This window comes from Roseovarius sp. E0-M6 (genome assembly GCF_037083845.1).
In the GTDB taxonomy this organism is placed as follows: Bacteria; Pseudomonadota; Alphaproteobacteria; order Rhodobacterales; family Rhodobacteraceae; genus Roseovarius.
On the sequence record NZ_JBAPLA010000001.1, the window covers coordinates 132,871 to 149,190 of the forward strand.

Here is a 16,320-nt window from a genome sequence, read left to right on the forward strand (position 1 = left end):
GGAGCGCCAAAGCGACCATGTCTTGCTGGTTTCCGACAGCCGAGTCGCAAAAAACCCCGCACACCTAAGGAATGCGGGGTAATGCTTTGAATTATAGCGCTTTTACTGTCCGCGATTCATCCGGTTTTCGATCAGATCTTCGACCACGGACGGATCTGCCAAGGTCGAGGTGTCGCCAAGGCTGCCGTAGTCATTTTCGGCGATCTTGCGCAGGATGCGGCGCATGATCTTGCCCGAGCGCGTTTTGGGAAGGCCGGGGGCCCATTGGATGAGATCGGGGCTGGCTATGGGGCCGATTTCCTGACGCACCCAGTTGCGCAATTCTGTCTTGAGCTCGTCGCTGTAGGTCTCGCCGCCCATGAGCGTGACATAGCAGTAGATGCCTTGGCCCTTGATCTCGTGGGGGTAGCCGACGACCGCGGCCTCTGAGACCTTGGGATGAGCCACCAGCGCGCTTTCGACTTCGGCGGTGCCCATCCGGTGCCCGGAGACGTTGATCACGTCATCCACGCGCCCGGTGATCCAATAATCGCCATCGGCGTCACGGCGACACCCGTCGCCAGCAAAATAGTAGCCTTTGTAGTCCGAGAAATAGGTCTTCTCGAACCTTTGATGATCGCCCCATATCGTGCGCATCTGGCCAGGCCAGCTGTCCTTGATGCAAAGCACGCCTTCGGTCGGGCTTTCGTCGATTTCCTTGCCCGATTGCGGATCGAGCACGACCGGCTGAACGCCGAAGAACGGCTTCATTGCCGCGCCCGGCTTGGTCGCATGGGCGCCGGGCAGCGGGGTCATCATGTGACCACCGGTCTCGGTCTGCCACCAGGTGTCGACGATGGGGCAGGTGCCTTTGCCCACCACCTCGTTATACCAGTTCCAAGCCTCCGGGTTGATCGGCTCGCCCACGGTGCCCAGCACCTTGAGCGAGGACAGATCGCATTTGGTGACGTAGTCGTCGCCCTGTCCCATCAGGGCGCGGATCGCGGTAGGGGCGGTATAGAACTGGTTGACCTTGTGCTTCTCACAGACCTGCCAAAAGCGCGAAGCGTCCGGGTAGGTCGGCACACCCTCGAACATGAGCGTCGTGGCTCCATTGGCCAGCGGCCCGTAGACGATATAGCTGTGGCCCGTGACCCAGCCCACATCCGCGGTGCACCAATAAACGTCGCCTTGATGATAATCGAAGGTGATCTCGTGGGTCATCGCGGCCCAGGCAAGATAGCCGCCTGAGCTGTGGACCACGCCCTTGGGTTGGCCGGTTGAGCCCGATGTGTAAAGGATGAAGAGCGGATCTTCGGCGTTCATGTCTTCGGGCGGGCAATCTGCGCTGACGTTCTCGGCCTCTTCATGCCACCAGAAATCCAAGTCTGGACGCCAGGCCACCTGATCGCCGGTGCGCTGAACCACGAGGCATTTGACGTCGTCGGTGTCATGCAGCAGCGCTTGGTTTACGTTGTCCTTGAGCTTGGTACTGCGACCGCCGCGCGGAGCATGATCAGCCGTGATCACCAGCTTGGCGTCACAGCCGTTTACCCGCGCGGAGAGCGCATCGGGCGAGAAGCCCGCGAAAACGACAGAATGAATGGCGCCAATACGGGCGCAGGCCAGCATGGCATAGGCGGCCTCGGGGATCATCGGCATGTAGATGACGACCCGGTCGCCACGGCCCACGCCAAGCGCCTTGAGGACATTGGCCATTGTGCCGACCTGTTCGGCCAACTCGTTATAGGTGATGTGCAGGGCGTCGGCATCGGGGTCATCGGGTTCCCAGATGATCGCGGTTTGCGTTCCGCGATCCTTGAGGTGGCGATCAACACAGTTTGCCGCGACGTTGAGCTTTCCATCCTCGAACCATTTGATCGACACGTTGCCGAGATCAAAGTTGACGTCTTTCACCTTGGTGAAGGGTTTGGTCCAATCGATGCGCTGGGCGTGCTCGGACCAGAAGGTATCGGGGTCGCTGATGGATGCCGCATACATCTTGTCGTAGGTCGCGGCATCGACATGCGCGTTTGCTGCGAAATCGTCGGAGGGCGGGTAGGTTTTATCGGACATTGTGTCCCCTTTGTCTCTGGGTGACGCTATGGGAAGCGATACTGGCGCGGGAAAGGCGGGCTTGCAACCCGCCCTTCATCGGCGCCTCAGATCGCAAGGTATTCGGAGCGAAGCTCTTCGTTCTCGAGCACTTCGGCGGCACTACCGTCAAATACGATGCCCCCGGTATCGAGAATGATCGCACGATCCGCGAGGTTGAGCGCACGCACCGCGTTCTGTTCAACCAGCACGGTGGTGATACCCTGATCCTTGATGATCGACAGGGTCTTTTCGATTTCATCCACGATCACGGGTGCGAGCCCTTCATAAGGTTCGTCCAGAAGCAGAACCTTGATGTCACGGGCAAGCGCGCGGGCCACGGCAAGCATCTGCTGTTCGCCGCCAGATAGAGTCACGCCTTCCTGCCTGCGCCGTTCGGCAAGCCGGGGGAACAGGTCGTAAAGACGCTCGATTGACCAGCCCACCGGGGGGGCGATCTGGGCCAGTTGCAGATTTTCCTCGACGGTGAGGCCGGGGATGATGGACCGATCTTCGGGCACGAGGCCGATCCCCGCGATCGAGGCCTCATGCGATCTCATGTTGTGAAGCGGCTGATGGTCCAGCCAGATTTCTCCATGCAAGACCTGCGGATTGTCCATGCGTGCGATAGAGCGCAGCGTGGTGGTCTTGCCGGCGCCATTGCGGCCCAGAAGTGCGAGGATCTCACCTTCGTGGACGTTAAAGCTGATGTCCTGAACGATATAGCTTTCGCCGTAATAGGACTGAAGCCCCCAGACCGAAAGGAAGGCAGGTGCCGTCGAGGCCATGTTGCGGTTCTTGGAATAGTCGGTTTTCGCGTTCATGTCATTCATCCCTCATGCCGCGCTCAAGCGGTTTCGCCAAGATAGGCTTCGCGCACCTTGGGGTGGCCCTTGATTTTTTCCGGCGTATCCTCGACCAGCGGACTGCCCTGCGCCAGAACGGTGATCCGTTCCGCCAAAGAGAAGACCACGTGCATGTCATGCTCGATCACCGCGATGGTGATGTCGCGCTCGTCCCGGATCTGCTTGAGCAGGTCGATCGTGTTGTTGGTGTCCGCCCGCGCCATGCCTGCTGTCGGCTCATCGAGAAGCAGAAGGCGGGGGTTTTGCGACAGGCACATCCCGATTTCGAGGCGTCGCTTGTCACCCCGGCTCATGGAGGCGGAGTGCATGTGGCGCTTGTCTGCCATGTTGAGGCTTTCGAGGATATGCTCGGCCTGTTCGATGATCTCGCGCTCGCTTCCGGTCATTTCGATCGCGTGCATGCGGAAGGCCCCGTCACGCTTGGCGAAGATCGGGATCATCATGTTTTCCAGCACACTCAGGTCGGCAAATATCTCGGGCGTTTGAAACACGCGGGAGATTCCCATCTGGCAAATCTCATAGGGTTTGCGCCCCAGCACCGATTGACCGTCGAACATGACGCTTCCGGTGTCGGGGATAAGCTTTCCGATGAGGCAGTTGAGCAAGGTGGATTTGCCCGCGCCGTTCGGTCCGATAATTGCATGGACCGAGTTTTCTTCGATGCTGAGGTTCACGTCACCCAGGGCCTGTAGCCCGCCGAAGCGTTTGTTCACGTTCTTGACTTCGAGAATTCCCATCTGTCGGTCTCCTTATTCGGCGGGGTTGCGTTTTTTGGCGGCGTCGCCTTCGGCGTCGCCAGCGTTCTTGTCACGACGGCGGAACATACCACCGATGCGTTGCCCCCCCTCGACAAGGCCGCCCGGCAGGAAGATCACCACCAGCATGAACATAAGGCCAAGCGTCAGGTGCCAGCCTTTGCCGACAAAGGGGTAGATGATTGCGACGACCACGTCCTCAAGTCCGTCAGGCATCCAGTAGACCCACTGGTGCAGGATTTCGCTGTTGATCTTGGAGACGATGTTTTCCATGTAGCGGATCATACCAGCGCCCAGAACCGGCCCGATAAGTGATCCGGCACCGCCAAGGATGGTCATCAGAACAACCTCGCCGGAGGCCGTCCAGAACATCCGCTCGGGACCGACCTGTGTGTCCATCGCGACGAGAAGCCCACCGGCAAGCCCCGCATACATGCCCGAAATCACGAACGCCGCCAGCGTATAGGGCCGGGTGTTGAGGCCGGTATAATTCATCCGCTGCTGGTTCGATTTGACCGCCCGGAGCATCATCCCGAAAGGCGACCGGAAGATGCGGATCGAGAGGTAGAAGCTAAGCAGCATGATCAGCGCGGCGATGTAATATCCCGCGTTGAAGGTGAAGAGCCAGCTGCCCGCCGACATCTCATAGCTTGCGCCCATGTCTAGGCCGAAGAGGTTGGCCTGCGGCGTGGTCCCTGTGGGAATCGCCCCGTCGAGGATACGCGGATCTGAGTATTTGGGTTGAAGCCCGGTTTCGCCGCCGGTGATCGGCGTCAGAACCGAATAGGCCAGCGCATAGGACATCTGGGCGAAGGCCAGTGTCAGGATCGAAAAGTAGATGCCCGATCTGCGCAGTGAAATCCAGCCCACGAGGAGAGAGAAAATGCCGGCCACCACGATCGCCATGATCATTGCGGGCAGAACGTTCATCGTCAGCAGTTTCATCATCCAGATCGCGGCGTATGAACCCACCCCGAGGAAGGCTGCATGGCCGAAGGAGAGGTATCCGGTAAGCCCGAAGAGGATGTTGAAACCGATGGCGAAGATGCCGAAGATCACGAACCGCTGCATCAGGTCGGGATAGCCCGCGTTGAACTGTGCCATGCCGGAGCCTTCGGGGAAAGGGTTCAGGATGAACGGTGCGAGGATCGTTATCACCGCCACCAGTGCGAGAAGGGTGAAATCTTTCTTTGAAAGTCCGAGCATGGGTTAGTCCTCCATCACGCCCTTGCGACCCATGAGGCCACGCGGACGTGTGAGCAGAATGATGATTGCCACGAGATAGATGATGATCTGGTTCAGGCCCGGCAGGGTCTCGAGAACGATCGACATGGATGCGAAACTTTCGAGGATGCCAAGCAGGAACCCGGCCAGAACCGCACCGGGCAGCGATCCCATGCCGCCCACCACGACCACCACGAAGCTGAGGACCAGAAAGTCCATGCCCATGTGATAGTTTGGTGAGTTGATGGGCGTGTACATAACCCCGGCGAGCCCGGCCACCGCGGCGGCGATGCCGAACATAATGGTGAACCGCTTGTCGATATTGATGCCCAGAAGTTGCACCGTCTCGCGGTCGGCCATGCCGGCGCGCACCACCATGCCGAAAGTGGTGAATTGCAGGAAGGCGAAGACGGCTCCGATGATCAGCACCGCGAAGGCGAAATAGACAAGGCGCCAGTAGGGATAGATGATCGTGTTGATGTCAAAACCCAGCATCGCGCCGAAATCGAACGACCCCCGGAAGGCGTCGGGCGCAGGTGTCGGGATCGGGTTGGCGCCGTAGAAATACTTGATGATCTCTTGCAACACGATCGCAAGGCCGAAGGTCACGAGAATCTGATCGGCATGGGGGCGCTTGTAGAAGTGCTTGATCAGGCCGCGTTCCATCAGCACACCAATCCCGATCATGACGGGAATGGCGAAAAGTATCGACAGGGGGACCGCCCAATCTATGATCGCGTCGCCCGTTTCCTTGCCCAGCCAATCGTGCAGGTAAGGCACCTGAACTTTGAGCGGATTGCCGAGAAAGTCGGTCTGTGTCTCATCTATGACGGTCCGACTGAGCGTGAGGATGCGGCTGAGGGTGACGGAGCAGAATGCACCGATCATGAAAAGCGCCCCATGCGCGAAGTTGACCACGCCAAGGGTGCCGAAAATGAGGGTCAGGCCAAGGGCGATCAGCGCATAGGCCGAACCTTTGTCCAGTCCGTTCAGAATTTGCAGGATGATTGCGTCCATGTCGTCCGTCCCACCATGTCAGGTTTTGGCCCGAGACATCGTTGTCGCGGGATGCTTGGGTCGTGTCGCGCCACGTTGCCGCGTATGACCTGTGTCAGGGGTAGGCCGCCCCGGTGAGGGGGCGGCCGGGCGGCGCTTATGCGCCGTTATTGCAGGTGCCGAGGCTTGCGTCCGCGCCACCCATTTGCGGGTGATCGGGGGGATACATGACCTGTTCCACCGGGGTGACTTCGACCACTTCGAGAAGGTCGAACTCCGAAGTCGGGTTCTCTTTCCCTTTCACGACCAGCACGTCCTTGAAGCACTGGTGATCTTCGGCGCGATAAAGCGTCTTGCCGTTGCCAAGCCCGTCGAATTCGTAACCTTCGAGAGCTTCGGCCACGGCGCAGGGCGCGAAGGAGCCGGCACGTTCGACCGCATCCGCATAAAGCAGGGTCTGCACATAGGTGGTGTGCGCGGCCTGGCTCGGCGGGAAGCCGTATTTCTCACCGAAGGATTTGACGAAGGTCTTGGAGCCCTCATCGCTGAGCGACCAGTGCCAGTTGGTCGAGCCGAAGATGCCCTTGACGTTCTCGCCGGCACCGCGTGCCATTAGGCGCGAGTAGAGCGGGACGACGATCTGGAAGTCCTTGCCGTTGACTTGCTTGTCGCGCAGGCCGAACTGCACGGCGTTGGTCAGCGAGTTGACCATGTTGCCGCCGTAGTGGTTGAGCACGAGCGTATCCGCACCCGACTGCAGGACGGGTGTGATGTAGGCAGAGAAGTCTGTCGCCGTCAGCGGTGTCTTGACCGCGTTGACCGTCTCCCAGCCCATCGCCTCGGTCGAGGCGCGCACGGCTTCTTCGGTTGTGTAGCCCCAGTTGTAGTCCGCGGTCAGGTGATACGCCTTGCGGTCGGTGCCGTAGTTGGCCGCCAGAACCGGCGCGAGCGCCGCGCCCGACATGTAGGAGTTGAAGAAGTGGCGGAAGCCATTGGCCTTGCGGTCCTTGCCGGTCGTGTCGTTCGAGTGGGTGAGACCCGCCATGAAGATGACACCGGCCTCTTGGCAGAGGGCCTGAACGGCCACGGCCACGCCCGAGGACGAGCCGCCGGTGATCATGATGGCGCCGTCTTTTTCGATCATCGACTTGGCCGAGGCGCGCGCGGCGTCCGACTTGGTCTGTGTGTCGCCGGTGACGTATTCGACCTTCTTGCCCAGAATACCGTTGCCCTGAAGAGCCTTGGACGAGAACGTGTTCATCATGCCGCCGTCACCACCACCATTGAGGTGTTCGACCGCGAGCTTGTAGGCACGCAGCTCATCCGCGCCTTCATCTGCATAAGCGCCCGTTTGGGGCACGTTGAAGCCCAGCGTGACAGTGCTGCCAGTGGGTTCATTGGTGAAGGCGTGGGCCGAAGATGCCGTGAAGATGGTCGGCATCGCGAGACCAACACCGGCGATGGTGCCGGTCTTGAGCAGGCCACGACGCGTGAAATTGGATTGTGACATGTAGTCCTCCCAGTGAGTTGAAAGCTTGGGAGCTGCACTCCTCCATGAAGCGCCCAAGCAGCAATTTAATGCAAAGAGAATATGACACGAGGTAGGAAAATTACTCAACAAGTAGTTATGGGGTAACGATTATTTTGTAAAGAAATCCACATTTGGATGTTGTAAACTGTAAATAACTTCTCTTATTCCCGGCTAGGGCTTTTGAAACATGGCAAAAAATGACGTAGCGGCAAGCGGTCTTGCCGGCACGCGAATCCGCGAACGGCGGCTTCTGGCGGGGATCAAGCAGGCGGAACTGGCCGTTCGTGCGGAAATCTCACCATCCTATCTTAACCTGATCGAGCACAACCGGCGTAGAATCGGCGGGAGCGTTCTACTGCGTCTTGCCGAGGCTTTGGGCGTGGAACCCGCGGTTCTTACCCAAGGCCCCGCAGCGGCACTCGTGAGTGGATTGCGAGAAATTGCCGCCCGTGCGCCCGAGCGCGCCGATGAGGCGGAAACCGTTGAAGAGTTCGCGGAGCGGTTTCCGGTGTGGGCAGGACGATTGATCCAGAGCCAGGCCGAGATCGCTCGGCTGGAACAGTCGGTGGACGCGCTGACCGATCGTCTGACACATGACCCGGACCTTGCCGGGCGTCTTCACGAAGTTTTGAGCGTGGTGACCGCCATCCGCTCCACGGCCTCGATCCTTGTCGAGACACCCGAGATCGAACCACAATGGCGCGATCGCTTCCATCGCAATATCCATCAGGACAGTCGCAGGCTTGCCGAAGGGGCCGAGGCGCTTGTCAGCTATCTGGATGCCGCGCCGGGCGAGGCGCTTGGCGCGGTCAGCCCGCAGGAGGAGCTTGACGCGTTTCTTGATGTGCATGGCCATCATTTTCCCCCGCTTGAGCGCCGCGATGGCGGTACGGTGGCACGCATTCTTGACGGTGCCGAGGAGTTGAGATCGGATGCGGCGCGCATGATGGCGCTTGAGTGGTTGAACCAATATCGGCGTGATGCGCGCGATCTGCCTCTTGATGCGATGGCGCGCGCCGTGGCCGATCTCGGGCCGGACCCGTTGGCGATTGCTGCGCATCTTAAAGCGGATGCTGTCATGGTGTGCCGAAGGCTTGCCGCATTGCCACAGGATATGGTGGGGGAGATCGGCTATGTGCTTTGTGACGGGGCGGGGGCACTTGTCCGGCGCCGGGCCGTCGCCGGTTTTGCCACCCCGCGCGGCACCGGTGCTTGCCCGTTGTGGCCAGTGTTCCATGCGCTGGGCCAGGCAAGCACGCCGTTGAAAGCAACCGTCATGCAGGCAACGCGGGACGCCCGGCCCATGACCGCATATGCGGTGTGCGAGGTGACGGGGCCAAGCACATATGGAAGCCCTGCTCCGCGCCGCGCGCATATGCTGCTCATTCCTGAACGACAACCGAGCGAGAGCGTGCCCGAGGCGGCCGAAGAGGTCGGTATCACCTGCCGGGTCTGTTCACGATCGGCGTGCCCCGCCCGGCGCGAGCCGTCGATCCTTCGAGAGGCCTTTTGACAGGGCCGTTCGCTTTGGTGATAGTGCATCACCAGTATCTGATCGGAGGGGAGGCCGATTGAATGGCCGCCAAGGTCCTTCTCATCGAGGATGAGCCCAACATCATCGAGGCTATAGGGTTCGTTCTCAAGCGTGACGGCCTGAACGTGCGGACGCATTCCAACGGCGTCGACGCGATCGAGGCCGTCCGCCGCGAAAGCCCGGATTTGGTTATACTCGATGTGATGCTGCCCGGGCGCAGCGGATACGAAATTCTAGAAGAGTTGCGCGACGATGCCCAGATCGGCGACATACCTGTTCTGATGCTGACGGCACGCGGGCAGGCGCGCGATCGCGAGATGGCAGAACGCGCCGGAGCGAGCCGATATATGACCAAGCCTTTTGCAAATGCCGCCGTCCTCGAGGCTGTGCGGGAGTTGCTTGGGCAATGAACGGGGACCACGACACCGCCTTTTATACAGAGCGGCGCACCTACCGGCGCCGTCGCATGGCGGATGCCGCAACCTTCGTTCCCTTCCTTGGTGGCGCGTTGTTCTTGTTGCCGGTGATCTGGACTGGCCCGGCTGTGTTGACCAGTTCGGTGATGATCTATCTTTTTCCGGTCTGGGCGGGCTTGAGTGTGCTGTCGGTCGTTCTGTCGCGTGACCTTGCGCGCGGCGACGCGGACGAGGCCGACGCGAGCGATGCCTCGCCCCAAGGTCCGGCTGACGAAGACCCGCAGGAATGAGCGTTCTCAACCTGCTTCTTGTCGTGGCGCTGGCCTATGTGGTGCTGCTTTTCTCGGTGGCATTTGCCGCGGATCGCGCGGCCCGGCTTGGCCGCGGTGGGTGGCTGCGATCGCCGGTGGTCTACACGCTGTCCTTGTCGATCTACTGCACGGCATGGACGTTTTACGGCGCCGTGGGCTTTGCCGCGCGTTCAGGCCTCGAATTCGTGACGATCTATCTTGGGCCGACGCTCGTGATGATCGGCTGGTGGACTCTTCTGCGCAAGATGGTCCGTATCGGACGATCGCAAAGGATCACCTCGATCGCCGACATGATGTCGTCGCGCTATGGCAAGTCCAACCTGCTGGCGGTGTTCGTGACGATCATAGCGGTCATCGGCACCACGCCTTATATCGCCCTGCAATTGCAATCGGTGACGCTGTCGATCAACGCCTTTGCGCAAATGGACCCGGCGGGCGGTGCTGCTCCCGACACGGCCACAACGGCGCTTTGGATCGCGGCGGGGCTTGCGGTATTCACTGTGCTTTTCGGCACCCGCAATCTCGACGTGAACGAGCGCCATCACGGCGTCGTCATGGCTATTGCGCTCGAAGCGGTGGTCAAGTTGTGTGCCCTTCTTGCTGTCGGCGTGTTCGTGGTCTGGGGACTGGGGCAGGGGCCCGGCGACGTGATGGCGCGGATCGACGCCTCGAAAATCGCGATGTGGGAGGTCTCCGGCGGACGTTGGGTGGGGCTTACAATGCTGTCGGCGGCCGCGTTCCTGTGTCTGCCGCGCATGTTTCAGGTGATGATCGTGGAAAATCAGGACGAAGGCCACCTGCGCACCGCATCCTGGGCGTTTCCGGCTTATCTCATGCTCATGAGCCTTTTTGTGGTGCCGATCGCGGTCACGGGCCTTGATCTTTTGCCGCCGGGCTCGAACCCAGACCTTTTCGTGCTGACGCTACCGCTGACTGCGGGACAGGACGGGTTGGCGATCTTCAGCTTTCTCGGAGGCTTCTCTTCGGCCACGTCGATGGTGATCGTGGCCGCGATCGCGCTGTCGACGATGGTATCGAACCATATCGTGATGCCGGTCTGGCTTCGGCTTACGGGGGGAACGGCGATGATGTCGGGCGACGTGCGGAGCGTGGCCCTTCTGGCCCGCCGGTTTTCAATCGCGGCTGTGGTGTTGCTGGGGTATCTTTACTTCCGCGTCTCGGGCGGGGGCGCGGCGCTTGCGGCCATCGGCCTGATCGCCTTTGTCGGTGTGGCTCAGTTTCTTCCGGCGCTGGTTGGCGGACTTGTCTGGCGGGGCGCCTCCCGTAACGGCGCGATGGCCGGGCTTGCCGCCGGTTTTGTGCTTTGGCTTTATTGTCTGTTCCTGCCGGGGTTGGGGCCCGGCGTCGTGTTGCCGCAATCGGTGTTCGATACGGGCCTGTTCGGGGTAGGCTGGTTGCGACCTTACGCCATGTTCGGGGCCGAGGGTCTCGATGTCGTGTTGCACGCAATGCTCTGGAGCCTGTCGTTCAATCTGCTGGCATTTGTGCTGGTATCGCTGCTCAGCTTTCCATCACCGCAGGAGCGATTGCAGGGCGCGCAATTCGTGAATGTGTTCGATCATTCACGCACCACCGGTGGCTGGAGCGCCGGTATGGCGCAGAGCGAAGATCTGCTGATCATGGCGCAGCGTATCATGGGCCCTGAAGAAGCCCGCAAGCTCTTTTCGCGTGCCGCCACGGTTCAGGGTCTGCCCGGGTTCCTGCCGGAGCCGACGACGGATTTCATCGAACTGCTTGAGCGGGAACTGTCGGGCTCGGTCGGGTCGGCGACCGCGCACGCGATGATTTCACAGATCATCGGCGGGGCGAATGTGTCTGTCGAGGATCTTTTGGCGGTGGCGGATGAAACAGCCCAGATCATGCAGTATTCATCGCAACTTGAGGCGAAATCGGCCGAGCTTGCCGATACGGCCCGGCAGCTCAGGGTTGTGAACACCAAGTTGACTCAGATTTCGGTGCAAAAAGACGCCTTCCTATCGCAGATCAGCCATGAGCTTCGAACCCCGATGACTTCGATCCGCGCGTTTTCCGAGATCATGCGTGACACCGCTGGCCTCAGCGACGAGGAGCAGGCGAAGTATTCCGGCATCATTCATGACGAGGCGTTGCGACTGACCCGGTTGCTGGATGATCTTCTGGACCTCAGCGTGCTGGAAAGCGGCGAGGTGGTCTTGCATCGCCGTGAGGGCGCGCTTGCGGACCTTCTGGATCGGGCGATTGCTGTCACGGGTGGGTCAGGGCCCGGTATGATCATCCGGCGTGACCGACCTGAGGAAGACGTCATGCTGAACACCGATCAGGACAGGCTGGCGCAGGTTTTCATCAACCTTATCGCCAATGCGCGGAAATATTGCGACGCGGAAGCCCCGGAACTCAGGATCGAGGTTCGAAAGACGGATCACGCATTGACCATCGACTTTCTGGACAACGGATCGGGGGTGCCGGATGATCACCAAAGCGTCATTTTCGAAAAGTTTTCGCGGGTGGGTGAAACCAAGGCCGGGGGCGCCGGTCTCGGTCTGGCGATTTGCCGCGAGATCATGGTGCGGCTCGGAGGCGACATCACCTATCTGCCGGGGCGTGGCGGTGCGGGCTTCCGCGTGAGGCTCCCGCTTGGGGAAAGCATGACACCTTCCGCACCAGAGTGAGGCGGGATTTCACGGCTGTAAGGGTTTTGGTAACCCCGGTTGCGGTAGGCTCGTCAAAACGAAAAACACCCGGCAAGGTTGGACGCTTCATGGAAACGGCTGCTGCCGATACTGTCATTCACAGAAAGGCCCGCGTCGCGCGCGAAGAGTTCGATGCGCGCGCGATGTCCCCTGCCAAAGCGTTGCGGCTTGGTCTTGCCAAGGCCGCTGATGTCGAAATGGACCTTGCGCTTTCCGTGACGACGCTGGAACAGACGATGGTCGCGCGTGCGGACCTCTCTCCCGCTTGTGGCGAATCCGGCTTGCTCCTTCTGGTTGAGGGGGAGGCAGGCCGCCGAGGGGCCGTTCGGATCGATTTCGCCGCTCTGACCTCGGTGATCGAGCAACTGACCATCGGTCATGTGACCGAAAGACAGGTGACTGAGCGCGCCTTGACAAGGACGGATGCGGCCCTGATCGCGCCGCTGATCGACGCGACATTCAAGGAGTTCGATGCACGTCTTGCCGAGTTGCCTGAGGCCGAAGCTTGGGTGGGATATCGCTTTGGCGCCATGCTTGAAGATGTGCACGCACTGGAGCTGTCCCTTGATGGAGAAACTTTTCAACACTTCCGTGTGTCGGTTTCACTCGCCAATGGGAGGCGTGCGGGCGTGTTGGATTTTATAATTCCGAATTGTGCTGCGGTCCGAACAGAAACCGAAGGCCCCCCGTCTGACACGGCCCTCGCCGAGGCGTTGGGCGCAATCGTCATGGAGGCGCCCGTGGCACTTCAGGCGGTGCTGGGACGGGTCACAATGCCTCTTGAACAGGCGCTTGGCCTCACTGTGGGCGATAGTGTCCAGGTGCAGGGTGGCTCGGCGCTAAGCTTGCGACTTGAAGGGACGCGGGGGCATCTGGTCTCTGAGGCGCGATTGGGCCAGTTGAACGGCGCGCGCGCGGTGCGGTTGCTTTCGGATGTGCGCGGGCCCGAAGACTCGATGCCGAAGCGTGATGCCCCCGCGCAAGACGACGGAATGCAGGCATTGACCAATGCAATGACCACGCCGGATAGGCCCGGGAAAGAGGTGAAGGGCAACCCTGCCGCGACCACTGACATCGGTAAGGCGCCAGAGCACGCCGCTGACAAATCCAAGCATGAAAGCACCAGTTACATCGAAGCACAGGATGCGCAACAGCCTGACCAAGCGCCGCTTCCGACGGACCCCTGACAAGATGAGGAGAGTGAACAGGCGGAGTTTCGCAGGAACGGCGCGTATTTGATACCAGTCAAACTGTTGGCGACATTCCTGTGTTACACTCTTGGGTAGAATAGGCGAACGTGCAGACCGCACGTTGCAAGATCGGGGGGATCACACATGTCGACTCAGCACCAAGAAAGCCTGACGAGCCTGATGCGGACCATTGAAACATGCCCGCCAAACGCGCGCTATACGCATATACCCAAGTTGCGCCGCATGATCGCACAGCGTGAAGCCCATGGCGATACGCCCCCACAAGGCGCGCGCCACATGCTCAAATCACTTGAGGAAGAGGCGATCGAATCGCTGTTCGATAACATGCCGATTTGACACTTCGTTATTGAGACGTTTCGCCTTTAACCTGAGCCATCAGCGAAGGGCGAAACGCCTGCAACGCCTGAATGTCGGGCTGCGCTTCGCGAAACGCTTTAATCACACTTGCCCAAGCTGCTCCGGATCGGTCAAATGAAACCGGGTTATGCAAGGGCACAAAAGTGTGAGTGTTGAAGCGCGCCAAGAAGGCGATATCGCCGTCCTGACGATACTGCACCCGCCGGCAAACGGCCTGACCGAGGGCGTTCGGCGGGACTTGGAAGATGCCTTCTCCAAGGCGATCGCGATGCCGGGTGTGGCGGGCGTGGTGCTGTGCGGCGCGAACGGGAATTTCTCGGCCGGGCTCGACATCGAGTCGCTGGCCCGTCCCGAAGCCCTGTCGGATGTGGCAAATCTTTGCGACATGATCGAAGCTTCGGAGGTTCCGGTCGTTGCGGCCCTTTCGGGTCTGGTGAGCGGAGCCGGGGCCTCGCTCGCGCTTGCCGCTCATGCGCGCATTGCCGCGCCAACGGCTCGGTTGGCCTGGCCCGAGGTGAAGATGCACCTGATCCCATGTGGCGGTGCGACACAGCGCTTACCCCGGCTGATCGGTGCGCAGAGGGCCTTGCAGCTTATGTTGTCGGGACAGCCGACGGCGGCATCGGATCCGATCCTAAAGCGGGTGATCAACGGCATTGCGGGCGGTGACGTTGTCGCACAATCGGTCGCCCATGCGCGTAAGATGGCGCAACCGCTGCAAACACGGCTCCAAACTGCGGGCTTCTCGGACCCCGGTGCGTATCTCCTGTCGATGCGTGACATCGAAAATCAGATCACCCAGCAGTCAGGCGGGGCCGCCGCCGCAATCGTGCGGGCGGTAGAGACCGCACTTTTGCTTCCCTTTGATCAGGGTGTCGCATTGGAAACCTGTCTCGGCGAAGACTGCGCAATGTCCAAAGCGGCGCAGACGGCCCGTCACCTTGCCAAGGCACGGCAACGCGCCCGAAGCTTACCCGGCTTGAGGCCGGTTCCGAATAACGCGCGGCACCTTTGCCTTGGTGGGAATGGCGCCGAGTTGCCGGATCTGATCCGGCTTGCGCTTGATACCGGTTGGGCGGTGGCCGTAAAGGGCCCCGAAGCGCGGGCCGCGTCCCAGAGAGTCGAGCAGATGTATAGACAGGCAGAGGCCAAAGGGGCCTTGCCGCCCGAGACCCGTGCGGCACGCCTGTCGCGTCTGTCGTTGCAGGATGAAGGTGGCGATCAAGCGGCGCTCACGATACATACGGGCACCGCGCCGCTTTCCCAAGGGGATGCTGTGATGCGGCTTGGCCCGCCACCTGATCTGGCAACGCCCGCGATCTGGTTCAGGACACTCGCGCAGGGGACCGGTATCGCAGAGATTTCGGCCCCAAGCGGCACCAATGACAGCGTGCTGTCCAAGGCTGTCGCCTTTGCGCGTGGAGCAGGGAAACTGCTTCTGCGGTCCGATCTTGGGGCCGGAAATGCGACGGCATGGATCGAATACGGGCTCTACGCCTCGGCCCTCGATTTGCGGGTGGCCGGTTGGCAGGAAGCACAGATTGATGCGGCGGCCCGTGATCTGGGCTGTTCGCAGAGGCCTTTCGCGGCCATGAACGCGATGGGACAGACCCGACTTGCTCAGGCGGTCACGCGGTTTTCGGATTTGACGGGCTGGCCAATTCCCGAGGCCGCACCCCAAGACCCGCCATCAGAGGTGCCATTGACGCAGGCGTTGCATGCCGCGATGGTCAATGTCGCGCTGCATGGTTTGGCGCGCGGGGCGGTGATGCGCCCATCCGACATTGATCTTATCCATGTTGTTGCGCTCGGGCATGACGTTTCTCGTGGCGGGCCACTTTTCGAGGCGGACGAAGTGGGGTTGCTGCCCCTGTTGCGGACGCTCGAAAAGGTGAATGCGCCGCAGCACAGCACGCTATCGCCTGTGGACGCCTGGAGTTTGATGATCCGCGAGGGGCAGGACTTCTATTCCCGGCCCTACAGCTTTGAAGCGCAGGTCAGGACGTCAGAATGATCCCGAGCACGACAAGCATCAGCCCCGACATCGAGAGCAGAAGAGCCGCGGTGTTGACCGGGACGACCTTCTGAACCTCGGCGCGCAAGGCTTCATCGGAAAGGCCCGCTTTGCGTGCCTTCCATATGCGGAAGATGCACCACAAAAGCCCGAGTAGCCCGACCAGTGATACGGCGGCTCCAAGCCAGATCAGCGTCTCCATAACGGCATCTCTCCTTTGGTGCGCGCGTGACCGGTATCCGAGGTTTCGCTGTCTGACAAGAGGCGGGGGAGACTGCGGGCGTAGGGTTCTTTGATGCCTTTGCGAATGTCAGGTTGCGCGCGCGCCCCGAAACGCACTAA

14 protein-coding genes are annotated in these 16,320 nt (G+C 60.7%); 7 read left to right on the plus strand and 7 right to left on the minus strand.

What is annotated here, in order from left to right; all coding sequences use genetic code 11:
• Positions 1 to 102: 102 nt before the first annotated feature.
• The 6 genes from acs to V8359_RS00770 all read right to left on the minus strand — a co-directional run bounded on the left by acs (position 103) and on the right by V8359_RS00770 (position 7,424).
• Positions 103 to 2,055: an acetate--CoA ligase gene (gene acs, locus V8359_RS00745; RefSeq protein WP_336426784.1), complete on the minus strand. Its 1,953-nt coding sequence runs from the start codon at positions 2,053 to 2,055 to the stop codon at positions 103 to 105.
• Positions 2,056 to 2,141: 86 nt separating this feature from the next.
• Positions 2,142 to 2,897 carry an ABC transporter ATP-binding protein gene (locus tag V8359_RS00750; protein WP_336426785.1) on the minus strand — a complete coding sequence of 252 codons (756 nt, stop codon included), beginning with the start codon at positions 2,895 to 2,897 and terminating at the stop codon, positions 2,142 to 2,144.
• A gap of 23 nt (positions 2,898 to 2,920) precedes the next feature.
• Positions 2,921 to 3,676, minus strand: a complete 756-nt coding sequence (locus V8359_RS00755; RefSeq protein ID WP_336426786.1) for an ABC transporter ATP-binding protein — start codon at positions 3,674 to 3,676, stop codon at positions 2,921 to 2,923.
• A 12-nt stretch (positions 3,677 to 3,688) separates the two neighbouring features.
• The gene (locus tag V8359_RS00760) at positions 3,689 to 4,900 is read right to left on the minus strand and encodes a branched-chain amino acid ABC transporter permease (protein WP_336426787.1); all 1,212 of its coding nucleotides are present in this window, start codon (positions 4,898 to 4,900) and stop codon (positions 3,689 to 3,691) included.
• Between the two features lie 3 nt (positions 4,901 to 4,903).
• Positions 4,904 to 5,935 carry a branched-chain amino acid ABC transporter permease gene (locus V8359_RS00765; protein ID WP_336426788.1) on the minus strand — a complete coding sequence of 344 codons (1,032 nt, stop codon included), beginning with the start codon at positions 5,933 to 5,935 and terminating at the stop codon, positions 4,904 to 4,906.
• 136 nt (positions 5,936 to 6,071) lie between these two features.
• The gene (locus V8359_RS00770) at positions 6,072 to 7,424 is read right to left on the minus strand and encodes a substrate-binding protein (RefSeq protein WP_336426789.1); all 1,353 of its coding nucleotides are present in this window, start codon (positions 7,422 to 7,424) and stop codon (positions 6,072 to 6,074) included.
• Between the two features lie 208 nt (positions 7,425 to 7,632).
• Between V8359_RS00770 and V8359_RS00775 the strand changes: the two genes are divergently transcribed.
• The 7 genes from V8359_RS00775 to V8359_RS00805 all read left to right on the plus strand — a co-directional run bounded on the left by V8359_RS00775 (position 7,633) and on the right by V8359_RS00805 (position 15,978).
• A complete protein-coding gene (locus V8359_RS00775; RefSeq protein WP_336426790.1) occupies positions 7,633 to 8,958 on the plus strand; it encodes a helix-turn-helix domain-containing protein in 1,326 nt (441 codons plus the stop codon).
• Positions 8,959 to 9,020: 62 nt separating this feature from the next.
• Entirely contained in the window at positions 9,021 to 9,389 is a 369-nt protein-coding gene (locus tag V8359_RS00780) for a response regulator transcription factor (protein ID WP_336426791.1), read from the plus strand.
• On the plus strand, positions 9,386 to 9,685 hold the full coding sequence (locus tag V8359_RS00785) for a hypothetical protein (protein ID WP_336426792.1): 300 nt from the start codon (positions 9,386 to 9,388) through the stop codon (positions 9,683 to 9,685). Before V8359_RS00780 ends, V8359_RS00785 begins: the two co-directional genes overlap by 4 nt.
• Positions 9,682 to 12,375, plus strand: a complete 2,694-nt coding sequence (locus V8359_RS00790; protein ID WP_336426793.1) for an ATP-binding protein — start codon at positions 9,682 to 9,684, stop codon at positions 12,373 to 12,375. The genes V8359_RS00785 and V8359_RS00790 overlap by 4 nt, the downstream gene beginning before the upstream one ends.
• An 89-nt stretch (positions 12,376 to 12,464) precedes the next feature.
• Positions 12,465 to 13,583, plus strand: coding sequence for a FliM/FliN family flagellar motor C-terminal domain-containing protein (locus V8359_RS00795; protein WP_336426794.1), 1,119 nt, complete (start codon positions 12,465 to 12,467; stop codon positions 13,581 to 13,583).
• Between the two features lie 147 nt (positions 13,584 to 13,730).
• On the plus strand, positions 13,731 to 13,943 hold the full coding sequence (locus tag V8359_RS00800; RefSeq protein WP_336426795.1) for a hypothetical protein: 213 nt from the start codon (positions 13,731 to 13,733) through the stop codon (positions 13,941 to 13,943).
• A 166-nt stretch (positions 13,944 to 14,109) separates the two neighbouring features.
• Entirely contained in the window at positions 14,110 to 15,978 is a 1,869-nt protein-coding gene (locus V8359_RS00805) for an enoyl-CoA hydratase/isomerase family protein (protein WP_336426796.1), read from the plus strand.
• On the opposite strand, the gene V8359_RS00810 is transcribed toward V8359_RS00805, so the two are convergent.
• Positions 15,962 to 16,180 (minus strand): hypothetical protein, encoded by a 219-nt coding sequence (locus V8359_RS00810; RefSeq protein ID WP_336426797.1) that lies wholly within the window; start codon positions 16,178 to 16,180, stop codon positions 15,962 to 15,964. The genes V8359_RS00805 and V8359_RS00810 overlap by 17 nt on opposite strands.
• Positions 16,181 to 16,320: the final 140 nt, after the last annotated feature.

Excerpts from the sequence above, each read along its gene's own strand:
- acs (WP_336426784.1), bottom strand. The coding sequence starts at position 2,055 with ATGTCCGATAAAACCTACCCGCCCTCCGACGATTTCGCAGCAAACGCG.
- V8359_RS00750 (WP_336426785.1), bottom strand. The coding sequence starts at position 2,897 with ATGAACGCGAAAACCGACTATTCCAAGAACCGCAACATGGCCTCGACG.
- V8359_RS00755 (WP_336426786.1), bottom strand. The coding sequence starts at position 3,676 with ATGGGAATTCTCGAAGTCAAGAACGTGAACAAACGCTTCGGCGGGCTA.
- V8359_RS00760 (WP_336426787.1), bottom strand. The coding sequence starts at position 4,900 with ATGCTCGGACTTTCAAAGAAAGATTTCACCCTTCTCGCACTGGTGGCG.
- V8359_RS00765 (WP_336426788.1), bottom strand. The coding sequence starts at position 5,935 with ATGGACGCAATCATCCTGCAAATTCTGAACGGACTGGACAAAGGTTCG.
- V8359_RS00770 (WP_336426789.1), bottom strand. The coding sequence starts at position 7,424 with ATGTCACAATCCAATTTCACGCGTCGTGGCCTGCTCAAGACCGGCACC.
- V8359_RS00775 (WP_336426790.1), top strand. The coding sequence starts at position 7,633 with ATGGCAAAAAATGACGTAGCGGCAAGCGGTCTTGCCGGCACGCGAATC.
- V8359_RS00780 (WP_336426791.1), top strand. The coding sequence starts at position 9,021 with ATGGCCGCCAAGGTCCTTCTCATCGAGGATGAGCCCAACATCATCGAG.
- V8359_RS00785 (WP_336426792.1), top strand. The coding sequence starts at position 9,386 with ATGAACGGGGACCACGACACCGCCTTTTATACAGAGCGGCGCACCTAC.
- V8359_RS00790 (WP_336426793.1), top strand. The coding sequence starts at position 9,682 with ATGAGCGTTCTCAACCTGCTTCTTGTCGTGGCGCTGGCCTATGTGGTG.
- V8359_RS00795 (WP_336426794.1), top strand. The coding sequence starts at position 12,465 with ATGGAAACGGCTGCTGCCGATACTGTCATTCACAGAAAGGCCCGCGTC.
- V8359_RS00800 (WP_336426795.1), top strand. The coding sequence starts at position 13,731 with ATGTCGACTCAGCACCAAGAAAGCCTGACGAGCCTGATGCGGACCATT.
- V8359_RS00810 (WP_336426797.1), bottom strand. The coding sequence starts at position 16,180 with ATGGAGACGCTGATCTGGCTTGGAGCCGCCGTATCACTGGTCGGGCTA.